Annotated in this window: 24 protein-coding genes; 1 reads left to right on the top strand and 23 read right to left on the bottom strand. The window is 61.0% G+C overall.

Annotated features, from left to right (window positions below; all coding sequences use genetic code 11):
• The 14 genes from DW003_RS05390 to rpsP all read right to left on the bottom strand — a co-directional run bounded on the left by DW003_RS05390 (position 1) and on the right by rpsP (position 14,090).
• Complete coding sequence (locus DW003_RS05390) at positions 1-936, bottom strand: DNA-processing protein DprA (RefSeq protein WP_316242814.1); 936 nt, start codon at positions 934-936, stop codon at positions 1-3.
• Positions 933-2,456 (bottom strand): YifB family Mg chelatase-like AAA ATPase, encoded by a 1,524-nt coding sequence (locus DW003_RS05395; protein ID WP_117637239.1) that lies wholly within the window; start codon positions 2,454-2,456, stop codon positions 933-935. Before DW003_RS05395 ends, DW003_RS05390 begins: the two co-directional genes overlap by 4 nt.
• Complete coding sequence (locus DW003_RS05400; RefSeq protein ID WP_035138570.1) at positions 2,456-2,941, bottom strand: YraN family protein; 486 nt, start codon at positions 2,939-2,941, stop codon at positions 2,456-2,458. Before DW003_RS05400 ends, DW003_RS05395 begins: the two co-directional genes overlap by 1 nt.
• Before the next feature lie 189 nt (positions 2,942-3,130).
• Positions 3,131-3,919, bottom strand: coding sequence for a ribonuclease HII (locus DW003_RS05405; protein ID WP_118387969.1), 789 nt, complete (start codon positions 3,917-3,919; stop codon positions 3,131-3,133).
• Between the two features lie 93 nt (positions 3,920-4,012).
• Positions 4,013-4,354, bottom strand: a complete 342-nt coding sequence (gene rplS / locus DW003_RS05410; protein ID WP_006236098.1) for a 50S ribosomal protein L19 — start codon at positions 4,352-4,354, stop codon at positions 4,013-4,015.
• 210 nt (positions 4,355-4,564) lie between these two features.
• On the bottom strand, positions 4,565-7,315 hold the full coding sequence (gene ppdK, locus DW003_RS05415) for a pyruvate, phosphate dikinase (RefSeq protein WP_118387971.1): 2,751 nt from the start codon (positions 7,313-7,315) through the stop codon (positions 4,565-4,567).
• A gap of 303 nt (positions 7,316-7,618) precedes the next feature.
• Complete coding sequence (locus tag DW003_RS05420) at positions 7,619-8,494, bottom strand: pyruvate, water dikinase regulatory protein (protein ID WP_118387973.1); 876 nt, start codon at positions 8,492-8,494, stop codon at positions 7,619-7,621.
• A gap of 34 nt (positions 8,495-8,528) precedes the next feature.
• Positions 8,529-10,625, bottom strand: coding sequence for a glycine--tRNA ligase subunit beta (gene glyS / locus DW003_RS05425; RefSeq protein ID WP_118387975.1), 2,097 nt, complete (start codon positions 10,623-10,625; stop codon positions 8,529-8,531).
• 3 nt (positions 10,626-10,628) lie between these two features.
• Positions 10,629-11,540 carry a glycine--tRNA ligase subunit alpha gene (locus DW003_RS05430; RefSeq protein WP_006236091.1) on the bottom strand — a complete coding sequence of 304 codons (912 nt, stop codon included), beginning with the start codon at positions 11,538-11,540 and terminating at the stop codon, positions 10,629-10,631.
• 59 nt (positions 11,541-11,599) lie between these two features.
• On the bottom strand, positions 11,600-12,163 hold the full coding sequence (gene lepB, locus DW003_RS05435) for a signal peptidase I (RefSeq protein WP_055250011.1): 564 nt from the start codon (positions 12,161-12,163) through the stop codon (positions 11,600-11,602).
• 2 nt (positions 12,164-12,165) lie between these two features.
• Positions 12,166-12,924, bottom strand: a complete 759-nt coding sequence (gene trmD, locus DW003_RS05440; protein WP_055250008.1) for a tRNA (guanosine(37)-N1)-methyltransferase TrmD — start codon at positions 12,922-12,924, stop codon at positions 12,166-12,168.
• Positions 12,925-12,934: 10 nt separating this feature from the next.
• Positions 12,935-13,426 (bottom strand): ribosome maturation factor RimM, encoded by a 492-nt coding sequence (gene rimM, locus DW003_RS05445; protein WP_233545524.1) that lies wholly within the window; start codon positions 13,424-13,426, stop codon positions 12,935-12,937.
• Between the two features lie 34 nt (positions 13,427-13,460).
• Positions 13,461-13,706: a KH domain-containing protein gene (locus tag DW003_RS05450; protein ID WP_171021534.1), complete on the bottom strand. Its 246-nt coding sequence runs from the start codon at positions 13,704-13,706 to the stop codon at positions 13,461-13,463.
• 42 nt (positions 13,707-13,748) lie between these two features.
• Positions 13,749-14,090: a 30S ribosomal protein S16 gene (rpsP, locus tag DW003_RS05455; protein WP_022094749.1), complete on the bottom strand. Its 342-nt coding sequence runs from the start codon at positions 14,088-14,090 to the stop codon at positions 13,749-13,751.
• 201 nt (positions 14,091-14,291) lie between these two features.
• Here rpsP and dinB point away from each other — a divergent pair, with 201 nt between their 5' ends.
• Complete coding sequence (dinB, locus tag DW003_RS05460) at positions 14,292-15,545, top strand: DNA polymerase IV (protein WP_187361901.1); 1,254 nt, start codon at positions 14,292-14,294, stop codon at positions 15,543-15,545.
• 77 nt (positions 15,546-15,622) lie between these two features.
• Here the strand turns inward: dinB and DW003_RS05465 are convergent, their stop codons facing one another.
• The 9 genes from DW003_RS05465 to DW003_RS05505 form a co-directional block, all read right to left on the bottom strand.
• Positions 15,623-16,363: a transposase gene (locus DW003_RS05465; RefSeq protein WP_040359946.1), complete on the bottom strand. Its 741-nt coding sequence runs from the start codon at positions 16,361-16,363 to the stop codon at positions 15,623-15,625.
• A gap of 137 nt (positions 16,364-16,500) precedes the next feature.
• The gene (rsfS, locus tag DW003_RS05470) at positions 16,501-16,956 is read right to left on the bottom strand and encodes a ribosome silencing factor (RefSeq protein WP_118387980.1); all 456 of its coding nucleotides are present in this window, start codon (positions 16,954-16,956) and stop codon (positions 16,501-16,503) included.
• A gap of 27 nt (positions 16,957-16,983) precedes the next feature.
• Positions 16,984-17,517, bottom strand: coding sequence for a bis(5'-nucleosyl)-tetraphosphatase (symmetrical) YqeK (gene yqeK, locus DW003_RS05475; protein ID WP_187361905.1), 534 nt, complete (start codon positions 17,515-17,517; stop codon positions 16,984-16,986).
• 86 nt (positions 17,518-17,603) lie between these two features.
• Positions 17,604-18,281, bottom strand: a complete 678-nt coding sequence (nadD, locus tag DW003_RS05480) for a nicotinate-nucleotide adenylyltransferase (protein WP_117637231.1) — start codon at positions 18,279-18,281, stop codon at positions 17,604-17,606.
• Between the two features lie 3 nt (positions 18,282-18,284).
• Positions 18,285-19,751, bottom strand: coding sequence for a GTPase ObgE (obgE, locus tag DW003_RS05485; protein ID WP_187361902.1), 1,467 nt, complete (start codon positions 19,749-19,751; stop codon positions 18,285-18,287).
• Between the two features lie 84 nt (positions 19,752-19,835).
• A complete protein-coding gene (gene rpmA / locus DW003_RS05490; RefSeq protein WP_006236075.1) occupies positions 19,836-20,093 on the bottom strand; it encodes a 50S ribosomal protein L27 in 258 nt (85 codons plus the stop codon).
• A 33-nt stretch (positions 20,094-20,126) separates the two neighbouring features.
• Positions 20,127-20,501, bottom strand: coding sequence for a 50S ribosomal protein L21 (gene rplU, locus DW003_RS05495; protein WP_118387986.1), 375 nt, complete (start codon positions 20,499-20,501; stop codon positions 20,127-20,129).
• A gap of 67 nt (positions 20,502-20,568) precedes the next feature.
• On the bottom strand, positions 20,569-21,381 hold the full coding sequence (locus DW003_RS05500; protein WP_118385173.1) for a TIGR03936 family radical SAM-associated protein: 813 nt from the start codon (positions 21,379-21,381) through the stop codon (positions 20,569-20,571).
• Positions 21,378-23,255 carry a TIGR03960 family B12-binding radical SAM protein gene (locus DW003_RS05505; protein WP_118387988.1) on the bottom strand — a complete coding sequence of 626 codons (1,878 nt, stop codon included), beginning with the start codon at positions 23,253-23,255 and terminating at the stop codon, positions 21,378-21,380. The genes DW003_RS05500 and DW003_RS05505 overlap by 4 nt, the downstream gene beginning before the upstream one ends.

A 23,255-nucleotide genomic window follows, 5' to 3' on the forward strand; every position in this document is an offset into this window, starting at 1 on the left:
CTAATTGACATGTTTTCCATTGTGACCGAAGGGTGTCTGGGCGTGAAGAGCAAACTTGGAGGGCGCATACCTTCCATCCATCATGCGCTCGATAAGGCCCTCGAGCTCAAGCGAACCCAGGAGCTTAAGTACGCCAACGGCATCGAGCGAGACGAGTGCCGCGATGTCGTCGACCTTGAGCGGAGAGGCGATGAGTGCATGCATCACGGTCTGCTGTGTTTGATCTAGGTCGGCAATGCCGGGAGCATCGGGGCGCGAGTAGCGCAGGGTGCCGTAGATGCGTGAAATAGCCATCTCGATAGATTCCTCGTCGATGATGCAGCAGGCACCGTTCGCAATGAGGTAATTCGTGCCACGCGACTCGGGCGATAGGATCGACCCCGGCACGGCAAGAAGTTCTCGCCCCAAATCCATAGCAGCCTCGGCTGTAGAAAACGTCCCGGAAGGCATACCCGCCTCGGATACAAAGAGGGCTTGCGACAAGGCCGCGATTACGCGATTGCGGCGCGGAAAGGCAAACTTGCGCGGACCCATGCCCCACGGAGAGATCGACACGACCGCGCCACCCGTATCGAGCGTGCGCGTAATAAGCCCCGCGCTCGAACGCGGGTAGACCACGTCGGCGCCCGTCCCCAGCACCACGACGTGTTTGCCGCCAGCGTTGACCGCAGCCCAACCCGAGGCCTGGTCACAACCGACCGCGCCGCCCGAGACTACCGTCACGCCCGCCTCGACCGCCACCTTTGACGCAAGCTCTGCCACGGCAAGACCATACGGCGAGGCCTTGCGCGCGCCGATGATGGAGAGCGCGGGCGTCGAAAGCACCTCGGGGTTGCCGCGCACATAGAGCGTCTGGGGTACATCAGAAAGCTCCAAAACGGTCTCGGGATACAACGTATCACCTGGATGCAGCTCGAAGGTTCCCTCGGCCATCATTGGTCCCTCCTTCCCTGGTACATCGCCGCCTCGAGCACGTGGTCCTGCGTCACATGCTCGCTCTCGGCGACATCTGCGATCGTGCGCGCAATGCGAACCAGGCGCACGATGCCGCGGCCCGTGAGATGCGTGCGCTTCGACAGGCCGAGCACACACTTCTCCGCCGCATCATCGAGCTCAAAGGTCGAAACGACGCCGTCAATGGACCGTGTCTCGTCATCCTCGGCCTCGGCATCCGCATCGTCCATACGGGATTCGCGCCAAGCGCGAAAAGCGCGACCGCGCACAACGTAGTCACGTAACTCAGCTGACGACATACCCTCCGCGCCCTCGATAATCACCTGAGGGTCGGGACGGGTCACATCGATCATCATGTCGATACGGTCGGCCAAAGGACCGCGCAGTTTAGACCGATAGCGCTCGACCATCGCCGCCGAGCAGCGACACGGTACCTCACGATCGCCCAAAAAGCCGCAGGGGCAGGGATTGCTCGCAGCCAGCAGCTGAAAGCGCGACGGGAAGGTAAAAGCCCCGTCGACGCGTACGATCCTGACGTAGCCGCGTTCGATGGGCTGACGCAGCGTCTGCAGCACACCCGTGGGAAACTCGGCAAGCTCGTCCAAAAATAGCACGCCGCCATGAGCAAGGCTGATCTCACCCGGGTGCACCGGGCGCCCACCGCCGATAAGACCTGCGGTCGAAATACTGTGATGGGGACTGCGGAAGGGCCGGTGCCCCGCCAACAAGCCATCAATGTTCTCACCCAAAACCGAATGGATGCACAGCGCCTCCTGTTGATCCTCAACGGAAAGCTCGGGCAGGATGCCGGTCATACGACGCGCGAGCATCGTCTTGCCCGATCCCGGGGACCCGATCATGAGCAAGCCGAGTTCTCCTGCCGCCGCAAGCGCCATGCCGCGTTTAGCGACTTCCTGCCCCAGCACGTCGGCATAGTCGAGCTCAGGCTCAAAGGTCGCCTCGACGCCCTCGGAATCCAGATAGTGCCGAGCCGCCTCGCCCATGCCATGGGCAAGCTGAGACAAATGATCGATGAATCCACAATCCACGCCCGCGAGCGGCACATGCTGATCGGACCTGCCGGCGATAAAGGACAGCCCCATATCACGCGCCAATAGCTGAAACGCCACCTCGCCCTTGACGGGAAGCACCGTACCGTCCAAGCCGAGCTCGCCGGCGATAAGGCAGCGATCGAGGTTGTCACGGGGAATCTGCCCATCGGCCGCCAGAACCGCGATGGCGATGGGCAGATCAAAGCCGCTACCGGTCTTGCGAATATCGCCGGGCGCTAGGTTGACCGTAATGCCCGAGCGTGGGATCTCGAACCCGGCGGAGCGCATCGCGCAGCGAATACGACCGCGTGACTCCATCACCTCCATGCTCGGAATGCCGAGCATTTGGATGCCCGGAACACCACCGGCAAGCGAGACCTCGACCGTGACGTGAATCGCCTCGACGCCGCGGATGCAGGCCGCGTGAACGGCAAACGTCTCGAACGCCATCACGACACCTGCCAATCGAACGCGTTGTACTGATGCTCGATCTCAGCGATATGCCCGCCACGAATGGTGACGCCCACGGCATCGAAGCGAATCGCCTTGAGCGGATAATGCTCCATGAGATAGCAACTTGCGATGCGGCGGTAGCGGCGTTGCTTTTGGGCGTCCACGGCCTCCTCGGGAAAGACCCGCGTGCTGCAATCCAGTGCGACGCGTCTGGTCTTGACCTCGGCCATCACCACGACATCGTCGAGCTCATCGAGCAGCACCAGATCGGCCTCGCCCTCGGTGCAACGATAACCCTGCTCCAGCAAGGTGTAGCCGCGCTCGTTAAAGTAGTCGATGGTGATCAGCTCGCCCAGCATGCCCAGCTCGCGGGGACTGAGTCCCTTGATAAACTCGGGCGTCATCGCCCCGCAGTCGAGCTCGCCGTTTTCCCAACGCTCCTTGAGCTGCTGCGTCTTGCTCTTTTTGCTTGCGGCACTCATGGGGTCTCCTTTCCCGCACACTGCATTGCCCCGATGATGAGGGCACCTTTCATGCGGGTAAGTACCGGAAGCAAACCAAAAGCTGACCAAATGCCGTCAAAAAACGGGCCGTACGCAGCAATGCTGTTGCATACGGCCCGCTACCAGCAGGTTTATAAAACCCCTGAGGTCCCTGTCTCCACAATTGACCTAGAAAAGGCGCTCAGTCTGCAGAAAGTTTCCGCAAAAGCTCACGCGGTGCAGTGGACAAAGTCCATGTTTGCGAATGGCCTCGATGTGCTCGGGGCTTGCGTAGCCTTTCGATTCGGCCAAATGGTACTCGGGATACTCGGCATCGTACTCGACCATCATCTCATCACGCGTGACCTTGGCCATGATGGACGCCGCGGCGATACAGGCGATCTTGGCATCGCCCTTCACCACGTCGCGCTCGTTGGGAACGGCGCCCAAGGGGTTACCGTCCATAAGCACGCAATCGGGCTCGAGCCCCGTATCGGCCACGGCGCCCGCGACAGCGGCTCGAATGGCGCGGGCCATGCCCATCTCATCGATATCCTTAGGCGCGATATGGCAAAAACCAATTGCCGTCGCCACCTCGGCAATCTTCACTGAGAGCAACTCGCGGCGCGCCGGCGTGAGCTTTTTGGAATCGTTGATGCCCCAGACGCGCGGCTCCATAGGAAGGCAGACGGCGCATACCGTCAAAGGACCGGCCACCGATCCGCGACCCACCTCGTCGACACCAACGACTACCCCATCGCCGCCAAGCTCATGCATAAGCTCGTACATGTCATTGACGCGCTCGCGCTCGGCAAGTTCCTTGCCATGGCGCTTAAGAGCACGCTCGCAAGCCTTGATCACCTGCTGGCGCGGGTCCTCGCGATAATGCTCCACGAGGGCGGGGATCTCCTCAAACGTAGCGCTCGCCAACTCACCGGCAACCTGCGATGCCGAAACCGAGCTCGTCATATTGGCCATACCAGGCCCTCCTTGCATGCAAATCAGATAAAAAGAAGGGCCACCCGAAGGTGACCCTTGTGTCCAAACGAGTGGACAGACGCTGCGATCTTCTTAGCGCTTCTCGGGGATGCGAGCAGCCTTGCCCACCTTGTCGCGGAGGTAGTACAGCTTGGCGCGACGGACGCGACCATGACGAACGACCTCGAGCTTGGCGATCTTGGGGCTGTGAAGCGGGAAGGTACGCTCAACACCGACACCGAAGGACATCTTGCGGACGGTGAAGGTCTCGCGGGCACCGGCGCCGGCCATGCGGATGACGTCGCCCTGGAAGACCTGGATGCGCTCGCGGTCGCCTTCCTTAATGCGGTAGTGAACCTTGACGTTGTCGGCGACGCGAACCTGAGGAATGTCCTCGCGGATCTGCTGACGCTCGATTGCGCGGATGTAATCCATGTGCAATTCCTTACTCTTCTAGAGGTGCCGTACCACCCTGGCCGGCACGTAGTTGAACAAACGTATTCGAGTATACACGCGCGGGTTTCTGCTGCAAGAACAATTTTTTACGCAGACAAAAAGACAAAACCCGCACATGATAACCGCCCGCCTCACGAATGAGACGGGCGGTATGAAGGGGCGCTACGCTAGGCGTCGATGCGCAGGGGGCTAGGCGCTGCGCTTGGCCTCGAGCTTGGCCTGAGCGGCAGCCAGGCGCGCGAGGGGCACGCGATAGGGCGAGCAGGACACGTAGTCCACGTCGGCCACGTTAAACAGGCCCTTGATGGACTTGGGGTCGCCGCCGTGCTCGCCGCACACGCCAAAGTGCATGTCGGGATTGGTGGCGCGGCCCTTCTCGACGGCCAAGCGCACGAGCTCCAGCACCGCCGTGTCGATAGTCTCGAAGGGATTGTCCTTCAGGATCTTCTTGTGCATGTACAGCGGGATGAACTTGGCCTCGGCATCGTCACGAGAGAAGCCGAAGGTCGTCTGCGTGAGGTCGTTGGTGCCAAAGCAGAAGAAGTCGGCATGATGGGCGATCTCGTCAGCGACCATGCAGGCACGCGGCAGCTCGAGCATCGTGCCCACGGGAATATTGAGCTCGACGCCTTCCTCGGCGGAAACCTCTGCGATCACGCGCTCGATGACCTCGCGGGTCTGGACATGCTCAGCCGTGATGGAAACGAGCGGAACCATGATCTCGGGGCGCGGGTCGACACCATCCTTGATAAGGCGGGCAGCAGCCGTGGCCACAGCGCGGACCTGCATGAGCGGCAGATCGCCAAAGACGACGGACAGGCGCACGCCGCGCAGGCCGAGCATCGGGTTGGACTCGACCATGCCGTCAATGCGACGCAGGCGGGCGCGCAGGACGGCAAGCTCTTCCTCGCTGACGCCAGCGGCTTCCTTCTTGGTGATGGCGACCTCGAGCTCGCGAGGATTATCCAGGAACTCATGAAGCGGCGGATCGAGCAGGCGGACGACCACATCGCGACCGGACATGGTCTTGAACATCGCCAGGAAGTCCTCGGTCTGAACCTTGAGCAAGTCGGCCAGGGCCTGCTGCTTCACGGCCTCATCGTCAGACAGGATAAAGCTCTGGATGATGTTCTTGCGATCGCCCAGGAACATGTGCTCGGTGCGGCACAGACCGATGGCCTCGGCGCCAAACTCGAGCGCGAGCTCGGCATCCTCGGGGTTGTCGGCATTAACGCGCACGTGGTTGGCGTGGCCACCGGTCTCGTCCAGACGAATCTCGTCGGCCCAGGACAGGATAGTGTCCAGATCGCCGGTGAGCTCGGCCGAAACCAGATCAACAGCGCCGTCGACGACGATACCCTGGGTACCGTCGATGGAGATGACATCACCCTCATGCAGCACGCGGTCGCTGCCCTCGATGTGCACGACCTTCTCGGCGGCGTCGATATGGAAGCGTTCGACACCGCAGACGCAGGGCGTACCCATACCGCGGGCGATAACGGCGGCATGGCTCGTCTTGCCACCGTGACTGGTCAGGATGCCCTCGGCGGCAACCATACCCTTCAGGTCGTCGGGGTTGGTCTCCCAGCGAACCAGAATGACCTTGTGGCCCTCGGCGGAACGCGCGACGGCGTCATCACTCGAGAACACGACCTCACCCACGGCGGCACCGGGGCTGGCGTTAAGGCCGCTGGCCAGGGCCTCGTACTTCTTGGAGGCGTCGAACTGCGGGTGCAGGAGCTGATCGAGCTGCGCGGGATCGATGCGGCTCACGGCCTCCTCGCGGGTGATGAGGCCCTCCTCGACCATCTCGATAGCGATGCGCAGGGCGGCGGTAGCAGTGCGCTTGCCCACGCGGGTCTGGAGCATCCAGAGCTTGCCCTGCTCGATGGTGAACTCGATATCGCACATATCGCGGTAATGATCCTCGAGCGTCAGGAACACGCGCTCGAGCTCCTCACCTGCGGACTCGAGGCCCGGGGTGGTCTTGAGGTCGGCAATGGGCTCGGTGTTGCGGATGCCGGCGACGACATCCTCGCCCTGCGCGTTGACCAGAAAGTCGCCGTAGAACTCCTTAGTGCCGTCGGCCGGGTTGCGCGTAAAGGCGACGCCGGTCGCAGAGGTCTCCCCCTTGTTGCCAAAGGCCATGGCTTGGACGTTGACGGCAGTACCGAGCTCGTCGGAGATGCCGTGCTGTTTGCGGTAGATGCAGGCGCGCTCGTTCATCCAGCTGCCAAAGACGGCCTGGATGGCAAGGCGCAGCTGAAGCTCCGGGTCGTGCGGGAAGACGGGCTTGCCGTCAGCGACCTCGAGCTCGGGATACAGGGCAGCCTCGACGTTCTCGGAGAAGATGCCCTTGAAGGTCTCGACGAGTTCCTGCAGGTCCTCGGCCGAAAGCTCGGAATCGACGCGAACGCCGGCGACCAGGCGGGCCTGGGTCAGGGCATTCTCGAACAAGTCGGCATCGACACCCATGACGACGTTGGAGAACATCTGGATAAAGCGGCGGTAGCTATCCCAGGCAAAGCGCGGGTTTTGCGTCTGGGCGATAAGGCCCTGGACGGAATCGTCGTTGAGGCCCAGGTTGAGAACCGTGTCCATCATGCCGGGCATGGAGAACGGAGCGCCCGAGCGGACCGACACGAGCAGCGGATCGGAGGCATCGCCGAGCTTCTTGCCGCAGCGGGCCTCGAGGTCGACCTCGGCGGCAACGATCTCGTCGAGCGCGCCCTCCGGCCACACGTTGCCGGCGCCGGAGTACTCAACGCAAGTCTGGCAGGTAATGGTAAAGCCACCGGGAACCGGCAGGCCGATACGGCTCATCTCGGCAAGGTTAGCGCCCTTGCCACCAAGCACGAAGTTCATGGACTTGTCGCCCTCGGTGACACAGGTGCCCTGGGCGTCGGTTCCAAAACGGTAAACCCTCTTGCAATCGCTCACGATACTTCCCCTTCCATGCGCTTACGCGCACGACCGTGGTAACGAATCGACCCGCCGGATGCAGGCCGTGAGGGAACTATACGGCGGGTTTTGGGCAGGCTTGAGCAGAGGGTGCGCGGTTTGGTAAACGTGCTAAAACTAGCGGTAAACGGTAGGTAAAGGTGGTTACCTTATGAAGATACCAATATAAGAAACTCGCAGGTAAAATACAAGTTAATTGCTAAACCGCTTTACCAATTCAGGCTAATTAGCCACTCCAATGATTTTTTAATCCCCGTCCCAGAAAAATCATCACAGAAAGGACTACTGCTGTTGAGCGCGGCGGGCGGCACGGCGGGCTCTTGCCTCTTGAATCTCTTCGAGGTGAGCAATGATCTCGGCAGCGCTTTCCTCGATGGCTTTGCCGTCGGTACGCACTACAAAGCAGCCCAGGCGTTTCATGAGCGCGCGGGCTTCCGCAAGCTCACTACGCACGCTCTCGGGCTCGGCATAGGAGCCTGCGACGGCGCGGGCGTAGTCGTCGCCCAAGCGGCTATCGCGAATCTCGGAAATCACATCGACGGTCGAAATCAAGCCGAACAGGCGCATCGGGTCAACCTCGTAAATCGACTTCGGCGGCTCCATGCCATGCGCCAGTGGGACATTGGCGACCTTGTAGCCCTGATAGGCTAAATACATCGACAGCGGCGTCTTGGATGTACGCGACACACCCAGCAGCACGATATCGGCACCCGACAGATCGTCGCAACCACGACCGTCATCGTGCTCAACGAAATACTCCATGGCCTCGATACGATGGAAATAGCGGTCATCGGTCTTGTGAATCACGCCCGCAACGCACTTGGGCGGCACACCGATGAGCGAGGACAGCACGGCAAGCGTCGGGCCGATCAGGTCGACCGAACGGATATGCAGCATACCCAGGTAATCGAGCACGCGGGCGCGAAGCGCCGGATCGACAATGGTATGGAACACGGCGACATCGCGATGGTCGGCATCGACGCGCGGCCCCACAAATGACTTGACCTGCTCCACGGAGGTCACCTTGGGCAGGCGCAAAACGCGAAAAGCCCCTTCATCAAATTGCCCGGACGCCGCAAGCACCACCTCACAAGCGGTATCGCCGAGCGAGTCGGAGATAACGATAACGGTGGGACGAGCGGTGACCGGGCAATCCATGCGGGGCTCCTTTTGCGCTTATGCGCAGGCTGGCTTACTTTTTGCGGGCAAGCTCACCGATGTTGGCAATGCCGGAGAAAACGGCCTCGAAGCGGTTGAGCAGCTTAAGGCGATTATCGCGAAGCTGCTCGTCCTTGTCCATGACCATGACCTCATCGAAGAAACGGTCGATGGGCGCGCGCAGGGCGGCGAGGGCGGCAAATGCGGCCGGGTAGTCCTCGGCAGCAAGGGCGGCATCGACGGCGGTCTGAGCAGCCTCGGAGGCGTCGGCGAGCGCAAGCTCGACCTCGCCCATCAGGCTGCGGTCATACTCCGCACCCAGCTCGGGCTTGGAGATATGCGCGGCGCGGGCATAGGCGGTCGCCAGGTTGTCGAACGTCTCAGCGTCGTTCTTGCGGGCCTCGTCGAGGGCGGCGCAGCGGGCGAAGAAGACGGACGGGGCGATGATGTGCACCGCGGAGACGGCGGCGACGGTATCGGCCGGAATCTTTTCGTCGCGGGCCATGCTCACCAGGCGGCCATGGAAGAAGTCACGAACCTGCTGGGCGACCTCGGCGGCGTCGAACTCAATGCCCTGCTCACTGTAGAGTTCGAGGGCAAAGTCGATGAGCGACGTGGGGTCGATCGGCAGACGGTCGCGCAGGATGTTGATAATGCCGATAGCGGCACGACGCAGCGCGTAGGGGTCGGAGGAGCCGGTCGGGGGCTCGCCGATGGCAAAGATACCGGCGATGGTATCGAGCTTGTCGGCGCAGGCCACGATGCAGCCAGCGGTGCCCTCGGGCAGCTCGTCACCGGCAAAACGGGGACGATAGTGATCGCGAATAGCATGAGCGACCTCGTCGTTCTCCCCCATCGCGGTCGCGTAATAACCGCCCATCACGCCCTGCTGGCTCGTGAACTCGACGACGGCGTTGGACACCAAGTCTGCCTTGCACAGGTGTGCGGCGCGAGCGGCGTCGGCGGCAAGATGGGCGCCCAGGTGAGCCTCGCGGGCGATAGCGAGCGCGAGCTGCTCGATGCGCTCGGACTTGGCGAGCACGCTACCGAGCTTCTCCTGGAAGGCAACCTTGGACAGACGCTCACGGAACTCGTCGAGGGAGATCTTCAGGTCCTCCTCGTAGAAGAACTTAGCGTCGTCCAGACGGGCGCGCACGACGCGCTCGTTACCGTCGATCACGCGCTCGGCGTTCTCGGGCTTGCTGTTGGAGACGACCACGAACTCACGCGTCAGCTTGCCCTCGCCGTCATAGATCGGGAAGTAGCGCTGGTTGGTGAGCATGGACTCGCAGATAATCTCGTGCGGGACCTTGAGGAACTCCTCGTCGAAAGTACCGACGAGCACCGTCGGCCACTCGCAGAGGTTAATGACCTCCTCAAAGACCTTCTTGGGCGTATCGACATGGCAGCCGGGGCGAGCGGCCTCGACCTCGGAGATACCGGCAAGGATGGCCTCGCGACGGCGCTCGGCAGAAAGCACGCCGGCGTCCTCGAGTACCTGCTCGTAGGCGGCGGGGCTGGCGACAACGTGGTCACCGGGGCCGAGCACGCGATGGCCGCGCGTGGTGTTGCCGCTCGTCACGTCGGCAAATGACACAGGCACAACATCCTCGCCCAGAAGGCAGCAAATCCAGCGGACCGGACGCACGAACGTCGCGTGCTCGTGGCCCCAGCGCTGGGAGCGGTAGTTGGGCCACTGCAGGCCGGCAATGGTCTTCTCGCACAGGGCCGTCAGGATCGGGGTTGCCGGTGCGGAGGGAATGTTCTTCTCGGCAAAGACGTACTCGCGGCCGTCGGTGTCCTCGCGACAGACCAGATCCTCGGCAGCCACACCACACTTGCGGGCAAAGCCCTGGGCGGCCTTAGTGGCGTTACCGTCAGCGTCGAACGCGATGTTGGCCGCGGGGCCGCGCTTAACCTCGTGGACCTCGTCGGTCGCAGTGGCGACATTGGCCACGAGCGCAGCCAGGCGACGCGGGCTCGAGATCACGCGGACCTCGCCGTGGGCCAGACCGGCCTCGTCGAGACCCTTGGCGATCATGGTACCAAGCTGCTTGACGGCATTGTTCAGCGGTGCAGAGGGCATTTCCTCCGTACCGATCTCAAACAGGAAATCCTTAGCGTCTGCCATGGCTTACGCCACCTCGCCTTCCTGGTCGGCATTCTCGTTGACTCCGGCGACCTCGGCCATGTAGGCCTCGCAGCACGCCTTGGCGACGGCGCGGACGCGCAGGATGTAGTTGGCACGCTCGACCGCGGACAGGGCGCCGCGGGCATCGAGCAGGTTGAAGGCGTGGCTGCACTTCATGACACAGTCGTACGCCGGCAACGGCAGCTTGCGCTCCAGGCAGGAATGGCACTCGGCCTCGTAGTCGTCAAACTTCTGACGCATCATCTCGACGTTGGCGACCTCAAAGTTATAGGCACTGAACTCGCGCTCGTTCTCGAGGAACACGTCGCCGTAAGTCATGGGCGTACCGTCGGGCAGGTAGCTCCACACTAGGTCGTAAACGGAGTTGACGCCCTGGGCGTACATGGCGATACGCTCCAGGCCATAGGTGATCTCGACGGGCACGGGGTCGACCTCGATACCGCCCACCTGCTGGAAGTACGTGAACTGCGTGACCTCCATGCCGTTGAGCCAGACCTCCCAGCCAAGGCCCCAGGCGCCCAGCGTCGGGCTCTCCCAGTCGTCCTCGACAAAACGGACGTCATGGTCGTTGGGGTCCAGGCCAATGGCAGCAAGAGACCCCAGGTAAAGCTCCTGAGCATTAACCGGAGAGGGCTTAATGAGCACCTGGAACTGATAGTAGTGCTGCATGCGGTTAGGGTTCTCGCCGTAGCGGCCGTCGGCGGGACGGCGGCAGGGCTGCGCATAGCAGGTGCGCCATTCGGCGGGACCGAGCGAGCGCAGCGTGGTCGCGGTATGGAAGGTACCGGCACCGACCTCGGAGTCATAGGGCTGCATAATGACGCAGCCCTGCTCGCCCCAGTACTGCTGGAGGCGCAGGATGATGTCTTGGAAGGAAAGCGATGAAGCGTTCATGCCTCTAATATCCCCTCGTCGAAACGATTACACGGTTAGGTACTGTACTATAGCGGTTTTTAGTCGATAGCGCCGATGCGGTTGAGCGGCCAGTAGCGCACAAGCGCCACAGCGATCAAATCAGAGCGATCGACGGGACCAAAGTAGCGCGAGTCGGCAGAGTTTTCGCGGTTGTCGCCCATCACCCACACGCACCCGTCGGGAACGGTGTAGGGATAACTCACCTGGGCGCCAGGCGCTTGGACCGAAAGCGGCCAACTCATGCCCGTCGTATAGTCCTCGTCGAGCGCTTGGCCGTCAACGACCACCTTGCCGTCCTGCAGGTCGACCGTCTGGCCGGCCGTGGCAATAACACGCTTGACAAGAACATCATGCTCGGAAGTGGCATCGGGGTTGTGGAACACCACGATATCACCCTGTTTGACGGGCTGACCGAGCTCGAGGCTCACCTTTTGTGCCAGGATCTGGTCGCCAATCTCGATCGTGTCCTCCATGGAGCCGGTGGGTACCACAAAGGGCTCGACCACAAAGGTGCGGATCAGGAAGGTGGCCACGAGCGCGATCGCGATGACCGCGACCCACTCAAAAGCGCCCCTCAACGCGGAATGCTGCGATGGAACCATTCTCACTCCTCGCTCTGCGAATACGAAGCGTCCAGAATCTCCTGCGCGTATGCGCGCTCCTGGGGCGTAAGCCGTGCCGTCTCGATCAGGTCGGGACGCCAGCGGCAGGTGCGCTCGATGGCATTCTTACGGCGCCAGGCATCGACCTTGGCATGGTCACCGCTCACGAGCACCGGCGGCACGCCCTCGCCGTTGAATTCAGCAGGGCGAGTGTACTGCGCATACTCGAGCAGGCCTCCGTCCTCGGCGGTCGAGAACGACTCGTCGACGTTGCTCATCTCGTCACCAAGGGCGCCGGGAATCAGGCGTACGACAGCATCGGCAACGACCATAGCGGGAAGCTCGCCGCCCGTGAGCACGTAATCGCCGATCGACAGGCGCTCGTCGGCATACGCATAGGCACGCTCGTCGACACCCTCGTAACGGCTGCACACAAACAGCAAGCGCTCGCTTTTGAGCAGGCGCTCGGCCACATGCTGTGTAAAGGGCTCGCCACAGGGGGTAAAAAACACCACGGTGGGCTTAGGACCCTCGGAGCTAATAGCCTCGATGGCCTCGGCAATAGGCTCGACCTTCATGAGCATGCCCTGCCCGCCGCCATACGGCTCGTCATCGACGGTGCGATGGCGGTCGTGCGTCCAGTCGCGCAGGTTATACGCCTTAAAATCAAAAAGGCCGGCCTTGCGGGCGCGGCCCAAAATCGATGTGGACATGACGGGCTCAAACATCTCGGGAAAGACCGAAAGGGTCTCAATCAGCATGTTGTCCTCCCTACTTGTCCATATCGATCAGGCCGTCCATAACGTGGACGGAAATTGTTCCTGTGTCGGGAAGATCGAGCACAACCTGCTCGATCACGGGAATCAGTACCTCGCCGTACCGATTGCCCTCGACAACCCAAACATCGTTCGCGGGCGTCGAAATGATCTCGACGATCGTGCCGAGCGAACCGAAGCGCTCATCGATCACCTCGCGACCCATCAGGTCGGTATAGGCGGCGTCGAGTGAATCGAGTTCAAAATCGTCACGATTTGCCAGCACATAGCATCCCGTGATGCCCTCGGCGGCCGTCAAGTCGTCAATGCCCTCAAACGAGACCAGATCGCCATCGCCCGTATCGGTGACGGACACGACCGTGCAAAAGCGGTCGCGCTTGAGCGCCGGCGGCGTCAGGGCGACGCGCATACCCGGCTCTAATACAGAAGGAAGCCCCCGCAGCGGCTGCGCGAGGACCTCCCCCTTCCTTCCGTGCGGCTTGACCACACGGGCGATGTTTTTGTACTGGGACCTCAAGGTCCTAGCCCAGAACCTCTACCTCGACAGCAGTGTCGAGGCGAGCGGCCAGTGCACGGGCGAGCGTGCGAATGGCCTTGATGGTACGGCCACGACGGCCGATGACCTTAGCGACGTCATCCTCGGCGACAGAAACCTCAATCGTAGAGGCGTCATCACCATCAATGACCTCAAGGCTCACGGAATCCGGGTCGTCGACGATCTGAACAACGAGATATTCGACGAGATCGGCGATGCGATCTGAGAGCATTGCCTCACCCTCGAGCTGTGCAGCGTCAACCTCAGGCACGATTTACTCCTCGGCGCCCTCAGCGGCCTCAGCGGCAGCCTTAGCGGCCTCGGCCTCTTTGGCGAGCTGCTTCTTGGACTTCTTGACGACGGTCTCGGTCTTCTCGCCCTCGTTGGCGGCCTTGACCAGAGCGGCGACGGCGTCGGTGAGCTGAGCGCCCTTGGACTGCCAGTCGGCGATCTTCTCGAGGTCGAGGTTGATGGTCTTGGGGGCGGTCATCGGGTTGTAGCGGCCAACCTCCTCGATGATACGACCGTCACGCGGGGCGCGGGAATCGGCGACGACGACACGGTAGTACGGACGCTTCTTAGCGCCGTGACGAGCAAGGCGAATCTTGACTGCCAAAGGAAACTCCTCCAACCAAGCAGCTTTAGGCTGCAACTACAAACAAACAGTTGAACATAATACGCCATCGACGCGGGCAGGTGAAGTCCGTGAGACCAACTTCTTCGGTGTAGTCGAGGGCAAATCCATATCTTAGACAAGAATTCGGGATTTGCAAGCACATACACGCACCCCACATGAGCTGCGCGGTATACTCATGACATGGAAAGACGCGAACATACATACGGTTATGAGGATGCCATGGGCGTCACGCCACCTCCCTGGACGGGTCCGGCGGTGGGCCTCATGGACCTCGATGCGTTTTTTGCTAGCGTGGAGATGCTCGATCATCCCGAATGGCGCGGAAAGCCACTCATCGTGGGCGGAGACGCCGATTCGCGTGGCGTCGTGTCCACGTGTTCGTATGAGGCGCGCCGCTTTGGCGTGCACTCTGCCATGGCCTCGGCCGAGGCGCGGCGCTTGTGCCCGCAAGCCATTTGGACGCACGGGCACTTTGATCGCTACCGCGAGGTGAGCGCGCAGGTCATGGCGATTCTTGCCGAGGAAACGCCGCGCGTAGAGCGCGTATCCATCGACGAAGCCTTTATCGATATCACACCGGGTCGCTTTGCGCCCGAAGACCCGCTACTGGTTGCGCGGCGTATAAGCGACCGCGTGGCAGCGCTGGGAGTGACCTGCTCCATTGGCGTGGGCTGCAACAAGACGGTCGCAAAGATCGCAAGCGAGCGGGATAAGCCGTTTGGGCTGACCATCGTGCGCCCCGGAACCGAGCAGCGCTTTTTGGCCGCGCTGCCGGTATCTGCCATGAGCGGCATCGGGCGCTCGGCCGAGGAGCGACTGCGCCGTATGCGCATCTACACGCTCGGCGAGCTGTCACGCGCGCCGGAATCCACCTTGGCCTCTATTTTTGGCGTCAACGGCGAACGTATGCGTCAGCGTGCGCTGGGACTTGAAATCTCCGAAGTCACGAGTCTCGATGAAGAGCGCAAGATCAAGTCGGTCAGCAATGAACGCACCTTTGCGAAAGATTTAACTGAGCGCGGAGACATCGAAGCGGCGATTGCACTGTTGGGCGAGTCAGTTGGACGCCGCCTGCGCCGTCAGGGACTGACGGGCGGCACGGTAACGCTCAAGCTCAAGTATTCGTATGGCAGCGGGCGTACGGCACAGCGCCGGCTGCCTCATCCGACCGACGATGAGAACATCTTTGTGGCGGTTGCGCTCGAACTGCTCGACAACATCTGGCAGGAAGGCATGCATGTGCGTCTGGCGGGTATCGGGATGAGCGACTTTGACCATCAGGGCGGCATCCAGACCGACCTGTTCTGCGAAGTCGACGACCGCGGAGCCCAATCCAGCGACCGACGCGACCTCTCGGTTGCTATCGACGCCGTCCGAGACAAGTTCGGCGACACCGCCCTATCCTTCGGCCGCCAATCCCGCTTCAACGATTAACCGCCTTTGGGCAAAAAGAAAGCCGGGCAGCTGCGAATGATTATTCTAGGACGGGGATTTTTTAATCATTTGGAGCGTCATTTCGCCCTTTGAATGATATTGGTCCCAATTCCCGTCAGACGCGAAATCTGGTCAATCGTAAACCCCCGATGCCTCAACACTGCCAGAAGACGATTTCGCTCTGATTTCGGCAAAGTTTTAAGCTGATAAGGCTCATGCGGAGCCAAGAGAGCCCGGGCAACTTCCAGCGCATCCATATCGGAGATATGCTTACCTTCGGGCATAAAATAGGGATTAGGCTTGCCGTCGGTACTCGAAAGATAAAACGCTTCCGTACCCCCAAACAGATTGAGAATACCTTCACAATCACAAATTTCGGGATGAGAGAAATACTCATGGAAGCTGCTCCAGCGATACAGAGGAGCAGATGAAATACCTGCTTTTGCAGGATTATCGTGTATGTATCGGACGCAACGGAGCAGCTGTTTGTCGTCAGAAATGATCACACTCTTGAATCGTTCCTGGAACACCGGTCCGCGGCGGCCGGTTTTTTGATTGAAGTGTTTCGCATATGCCGTATCAATCGCATGCATAGCAACGCTCATCTGATTATCGAGATCATCAAATAGCAGGTGAACATGATTGTCCATGAGGCACCAGGCAAGAAGACGAATATGAGCGGACGTAAATCGTCTGTTCAATAGATTGAGAAAATAAAGGCGATCGTCATCGTCTTCGAAGATCAGCTGGCCAGCACAGCCCTTGAGCATGACGTGATAATGGCCGAGTTCGGACAACGCACGGGCAACACGAGTCATCGAAACCCTCCCTTCCAAGGATGCAGTAGTCACAGCATACAAAAGGAAAGGAAGAAAAGGGCCGAACCGCCCAACAAAGGTGAGCGGTTCGGCAAACGGTAGCAATGATTATTTTATCCCCGTCCCAGAAGAATCATTTAGAGGAGGTCGAGGGGGAGCTGGGGAGCGTCTCCCCAGAGTTTCTCGAGGCGGTAGAAGTCGCGGGCTTCGGGAGTGAAGACGTGGACGACAACCGAACCGTAGTCCATGAGCATCCAGGTCTTCTGCTCGCGGCCCTCGATGGAAAACGGATGCTCGCCGCAAGCCGCGGCGACCTTCTCCTCGATCTCGTCGACAATTGAATCGACCTGGCGGTTGTTGGCACCGGTGGCAAGCACAAAGTAGTCGCATACATCGGAAAGCTCGGTCAGGTCGAGCACCTGAACGTCCTCGCCCTTCTTGTCGTAGGCGGCCTGCGCGGCGGCGCGGGCGACATCCTCGGCGGCGACACCGCTCGCGGACAGCGAGGCGGCGGTACGGTCGGACGTGGCGGCGAAGCTCTTGTGCTCCACACCTTCAAGAATCTGCTCGTCGGTCATGGTCTCGTCGGCCATGGAATACCTCTTTCTAGACAGCCCGAGCTAGCGTAGCTGGGCGTAATGGTTGTAAATCGAAATAGCCGTGGGATAAAGATAGCGCCCGGACTGGATCACATAGACCAAACCCTGCGCAAAACAGGAGAAGAACAACTCGTCAAGCGTCGACTCCCCCACCATCTCGCGCAGCGCATGGGCATAATCGCCGTGGCGGTTGGGTTCGATGGCATCGGCCACAAAGACCACCATATCGAGCGGCGTCATGTCGCAAGCACCCACGGTGTGACGGTCGACAGCCTGGAAAACGACCGGCGACAGCTCGGGAAAAAGCTGCGGAAGCTCATAGGCGGCAACAGGGCCATGCAAAAGCGGCGTCGCAGCGGAAGGAGAGCCGGCAACCTTGATGCCATAGTGAAGCGCGCGGGCCACGAGCTCGTCATCGGAAAGCACCTTGTCCCAGTCGTGGATCAAGCCGGCGGCAACGGCATCAAAGCGGTCAACGCCGTAGACCTCGGCCAGATGAAGTGCGGTCTCGGCAACACCCAGCGAATGCACATAGCGCTTGCGCTTATCTTTCATGCGAACATCGAGCAGCTCTTGAATGCGCTTGAGCAGCGCGCGCTCATCGCCCTCAAACTGATCCTCTACCGACAACGTAGCCCCCATCACTCAAAATCTTCTTGGCCCAAATCGGCATATAGCCTGCGCTTGCGAATGTAGCCGAGCACGGACTCGCTCGTAAGATAGCGCACGCTCATGCCGCGGGCAACTCGCTTACGAATGTTCGTCGAGCTGATCGCCAGCGCCGGAATCTGAATATAGCGCACGTCGAACGGCAGCCCCGACTCTTTGATTCGGGCACGCGCCGTATCGATATCAAAGCCCGGTCGCGTCGCCGCAATAAAGGTAGCAAGCTCAGCGATTCGTTCGGCATCATGCCAGGTCACAATATCGATAATCGCATCGGCGCCCGTAATAAAGTAGAGCTTTACCTGCGGCGGGTAAAAATCGCGAAGGGCATGAAGCGTATCGGCCGTATAGGTTACACCCGGACGGTCAATCTCGAACCGGCTCGCCAAAAAGGCCGGGTTCGCGGCGGTGGCGAGGACCGTCATGGCATAACGGTCCTCGGCAGGCGTAACCGGCTTGTCAAGCTTAAAGGCGGGAGAGCCCGCCGGCATAAAGAGCACAGCGTCCAAGTCGAGGGACTCGCGCGCCTGCTCGGCAGTCACCAGGTGCCCGTAATGAATCGGGTCGAATGTGCCGCCCATAATGCCAAGCCGAAACTCCTTGCCCTCTTTTATAGGCAGCTCGGGCAAACCGATTCCACCGCGCAGCGACATGGCTTACTCGCCCTCCGAGGTCTCGGCATCGTCCGCGGCATCCGCCGCATCGACAACCTCGACGCCCTCATCCGCAGCATCGGCCACGTCAATGGCCTCAACGGCAACGTCCTCGCCAGCGTCCTCGAGCTCCTCGTACTCCGAGAAGTCCTCAGCGCCCTCAAAGTCAAAGGCACGCTGGCAAATGCGGACCTCGTCGCCCGCACGGCAACCGGCCTTCTCGAGCGCGTCGTCAACACCCATACGCGCAAACTTATGCTGCAGGTAAATGACGGCTTCCTCGTTTTCCCAGTCGGTCTGGATGACCATGCGCTCGATAGCACGACCGACCACGCGGAAGGCACCGGGCTCTTCCTGGACAATGCGGAAACGCTTCTCGCGCTGCAGACGGCGACGCTCCCACTCCTCGTCGCGCAAATCGACCGGCTCATCGGAGACCGCCAGCTCGGCGCGCAGCTTAGCCACCTGCTCGCCCACGGCAAGCATCAGCGTGTTGAGGCCGGCGCCCGTCACGGCGGACACGGCAAAGAACATATGTCCATCGTCGAGCGCGGCGCGCTTGAGGTCGGCAATCTTGTCGGCCGTGCCCGGCGCATCGCACTTGTTGGCGACGACGATCTGCGGACGTTCCGAAAGCTCTGCTCCATACTGCTCGAGCTCACGGTTGATGATGCGGTAATCCTCAACCGGGTCGCGATCCTCAAAACCGCCCGTCATGTCGACGACGTGCACGATCAGGGCCGTACGCTCGATGTGACGCAGGAACTGGTGGCCCAGGCCCTTGCCCTCGCTCGCGCCCTCGATCAAACCAGGAACGTCGGCAACGACGTAAGAATACTCACCGGCACGCACCATGCCGAGGTTCGGCACGAGCGTTGTAAACGGATAGTCGGCGATCTTGGGACGGGCGGCACTCATGCGCGCGATAAGCGAGGACTTGCCCACTGAGGGGAAGCCCACGAGTGCGGCATCGGCCATAAGCTTCATCTCAAGCTCAATCCAGTGCTCCTCGGCCGGTTCGCCCAGCTGAGCGAACGCGGGCGCGCGGCGCACCGACGTCACAAAGTGCGTGTTGCCCAGGCCACCGGCACCGCCGGGCGCCACGACAACGCGCTCGCCATCATGCACCAGGTCGGCAATCTCGAACATCGGGGTCTGCGTCTCGGAGTCGAGCTCGCGCACCACGGTGCCCATAGGAACCTTCAAAATTAGGTCCTCGCCGCTCTTACCGTTACGACGGGCACCCTGCCCGTGCGTGCCGCGCTCGGCGCGGAAGTGATGCTTAAAGCGGTAATCGATCAACGAAGACAGCTGAGCATCGGCCTGGATGACGACATTGCCGCCACGACCGCCGTCGCCGCCATCGGGGCCGCCCTTGGGGACAAATGCCTCGCGCCTAAACGACATGCATCCGGCTCCGCCGTCGCCGCCGCACACGTTAATGCGGCTGATATCGGTGAACTGTGACAACAGAATCGCCTCCTACAAAAAGAGGGAGACCCTTGAATCCTAAAACTCAAGTGCCTCCCACATATGTGCTCTATGAAGGGTAAATTACGCGTTCGCGAGCGGGCGTACGCTGACCCTGTGCTTGATACCCTTGTGGAACTCAACGGTACCGTCGACCAGCGCGAACAGCGTGTCGTCCTTGCCACGGCCAACGTTCTCACCCGGGTGGATGTGCGTGCCGTGCTGACGGACGAGAATCGTGCCCGTGGTTACCGTCTGGCCGGCATAGCGCTTCGTGCCAAGGCGCTGACCGCGGGAGTCACGGCCATTACGGGAGGAACCGAGTCCTTTTTTGTGTGCCATTGTGTATACCTACTCTTTCGTTACGAGTGTAATCTACTCGGCGACGGGAGCCTCGGCAACAGCCTTGGCCTCTGCCTTGACAGCCTTCTTGGCGCGGGACGTAGCCTGGACCTTCACGATCTTCAGCTTGGTGAGCTGCTGACGGTGACCCTTCAGACGACGATAGCGCTTACGCTTGTGGAACTTGAAGACCAGCTGCTTCTCGCCCTTGAACTGCTCAACGATCTGAGCGGTAACCTTGGCCTTGGCCAGCTTGTCGGGATCGGTGACGATCTTCTTACCATCGTTGAGGAAGATGACCGGCAGGGTGACCTTGTCGCCCTCATTGCCCTCGATCTTCTCGACGGTGATGACATCGTCGGTGGCGACCTTGTACTGCTTGCCGCCCGTGTTAACGATTGCGTACATGTTTACTTGCCCTTCATGCATCAGTTAGTGCAACAGCCGAATATAGTAGCAGGCGAAAATACCCCCGTCAACGAGTATGTGGAGCAAATCCACAAGTTCGCACAGGTATGGGGCTGACGAGTCGGCCCTCGTCGTCCTCGCATGCTTGATTCTGACGCTCGACATCGTAGGAGCAGATGGTCACGAGGTCTTGCATACCGGTGGAAACAATAGGTGCATCCACGCCCGGGGTCAAGCCCTGCAACAAAACATCAGCAGCGGAAAGCAAAATTTCCGGACGCATGGAGCCCTCGTTATCGGCATGGGTGTCGAGCATGAGCACCAAATGGTCAGGGCGCTCCCCCGCCGTGAGCTCATAGCCCACGAGCGTGTGATCCAAATCCAAGCGCTTGCTCTTTTTGCCGCGCGCGTAGTCGATGCCATGGTCCGCGCGCAACGTGTCGATCGCACGACGCACCTCGTCGGCGCTTACGGGCGCCTCGAGATCCAAGTGTAGATCGATGCGATACGACAGGCGCGTAAGCTGCGCCGTCAACGCCGGCGTGCGCACGTCGATGTACGCTGCCTCAATGGGTGCCAGATCGGCCGGAGACGCCGCAGCCAGACGCCCAAACGCCTCGTCGAGCGCCACGAACTCGGTCATAAACAGGTCATACCACTCGCAGGTCGACGACGTACCCACCGGTAGTGCCGAAGAGAAGCCCACGCGCATGTGCGGAGAGAAGCCCTGCGTGACGGCATAGGGAAGTCCCGCACGGCGCACGATGCGCTCAATGGTATGGATTACTTCGAGATGGCCCAGGTACTTAAGGCGATCGCGCTTGCCATAGCGAACACGAAGCCTAAAGAGCGTGGGGTTGTCAGTCAGGCGCTCACTCATGCGCGATCACCCATCAATACATTCTTGACGTGGAGCGTGGGGCAGATTCCGCAGCCGGTGCACGACGTGCGGGTGCAGTCGGGAGTCGTGAAACCCTCGAGCGAGCGACGGTACTCGCGCTCGAGGAAGCCGCGCGTGCAGCCGGGGCTCACATGCTCCCACGGCAGGCGCCAGTCCAACTCGTAGGGCAGGTGCACGAGCTCATTGAGGTCGATGCCGTTTTTGGCAGCAGCCTCCTTCCAGTTATCGAGCGAGAAATGCTCTACCCAGGCGTCAAAGCGAGAGCCCGCGCGCCAAGCATCGATGATGACGGGCGTCATGTCACGACCGGCGCGGGACAGCGCGGCCTCGATGAGCGAAGTCTCGGCATCGTGGTAATGCACGCGGACGGCACGGTTGCGAACGCTCGTGATAAGCAACTTCTGGCGACGCTTGACGTCGTCGTAGTCGAGCTGCGGGCACCACTGGAACGGCGTGGCAGCCTTGGGGATAAAGACCGAAACCGAGATGGACACCGAGATCGAGCCGCGACGAGCCTTGGGCACCACGGAACGACCAAGCTCCAGCACGTGATCGGCCAGATTGGCGATGGCCACGATGTCCTCGTCGCGCTCGCCGGGAAGGCCCATCATAAAGTAGAGCTTCATGCGGTTCCAACCGGCCTCGAAGGCCGCCTTGGCCGCACGGTCCAGGTCCTCCTCGGTCACGTTCTTGTTAATGATGTCGCGCATGCGCTGGCTGCCGGCCTCGGGCGCGAACGTCAGGCCGCCCTTCTTTTCGCCGGCGACCGACTCGGCCATATCCACGCCAAACGAATCCAAGCGCTGCGACGGAATAGACACGCGAATACCCGTATCCTCCAGGCGACGGTTGAGCCTGCCGAGCACGTCACGAATGCAGGAGTGGTCGGTCGTGGAGAGCGAGGTCAGCGACACCTCGTCATAGCCGGTCTTTTCCAGACCCTGAATCACCGACGAGACGATCTGGTCGGCCGAACGCTCGCGCACCGGGCGATACGTCATGCCGGCCTGGCAAAAACGACAGCCGCGAGCGCAGCCACGCAGAATCTCGATAGACAGGCGGTCGTGAACCAGCTGCGCATAGGGCACGCACGACTGCGACAGCGGATTCGTGGCGCCGAAATCCTCGACGACGCGCTTGTAGACCACGGCCGGAGCATCCTTGCCCTCGCGCGGCACGGTGTAGCCATGCGGCGAGCAGGGCTCGTCGTGACGAATCTCATAGAGCGACGGCACGTAGTTGCCGGCAATGGATGCAAGCTGCTCAACAATCTGCGCGCGCGGGACTCCTTCGTCGCGCAGGCGCCGATGCAGCTGGCAGGTCTCGAGCAGCGATTCCTCGCCCTCGCCGATGAGGATGGCATCGAAGAAGGCCGCGTACGGCTCGGGGTTGTACACCGAGGGGCCGCCGGCGATGATGATGGGGTCGTCTTCACCTCGGTCGGCCGCTAACAGCGGAATGCCAGCGAGATCGAGTGCCTCGAGGAAGTTCGTCACCGCCATCTCGTGCGGCACATGCAGGCCGACGATATCAAACGAAGCGACGGGGGCAGCACCTTCGAGCGACAGCAGCGGAATGCCTGCCTCGCGCATAGCGTCACCCATATCGGGCCACGGCACATAGCCACGCTCGCAGGAGATGCCCTCGGCCTGGTTAAGGATGTTGTAGAGGATGGCGATACCCTGGTTGGGCAGACCAACCTCGTACACATCCGGGTAGATCAGGCAGCAACGGTAGTCGGCATCGGCCTTGGAAAGCGTGCCCCACTCGTGATCGATATAGCGACTCGGCTTCTCGACCTTGGCGAGCAGCGGCTCAATTAAATGAAAGCAGTCTTGATACGGAACGCGCAA

This window comes from Collinsella sp. AF36-3AT (assembly GCF_003475205.1).
GTDB lineage: Bacteria > Actinomycetota > Coriobacteriia > Coriobacteriales > Coriobacteriaceae > Collinsella > Collinsella aerofaciens_AF.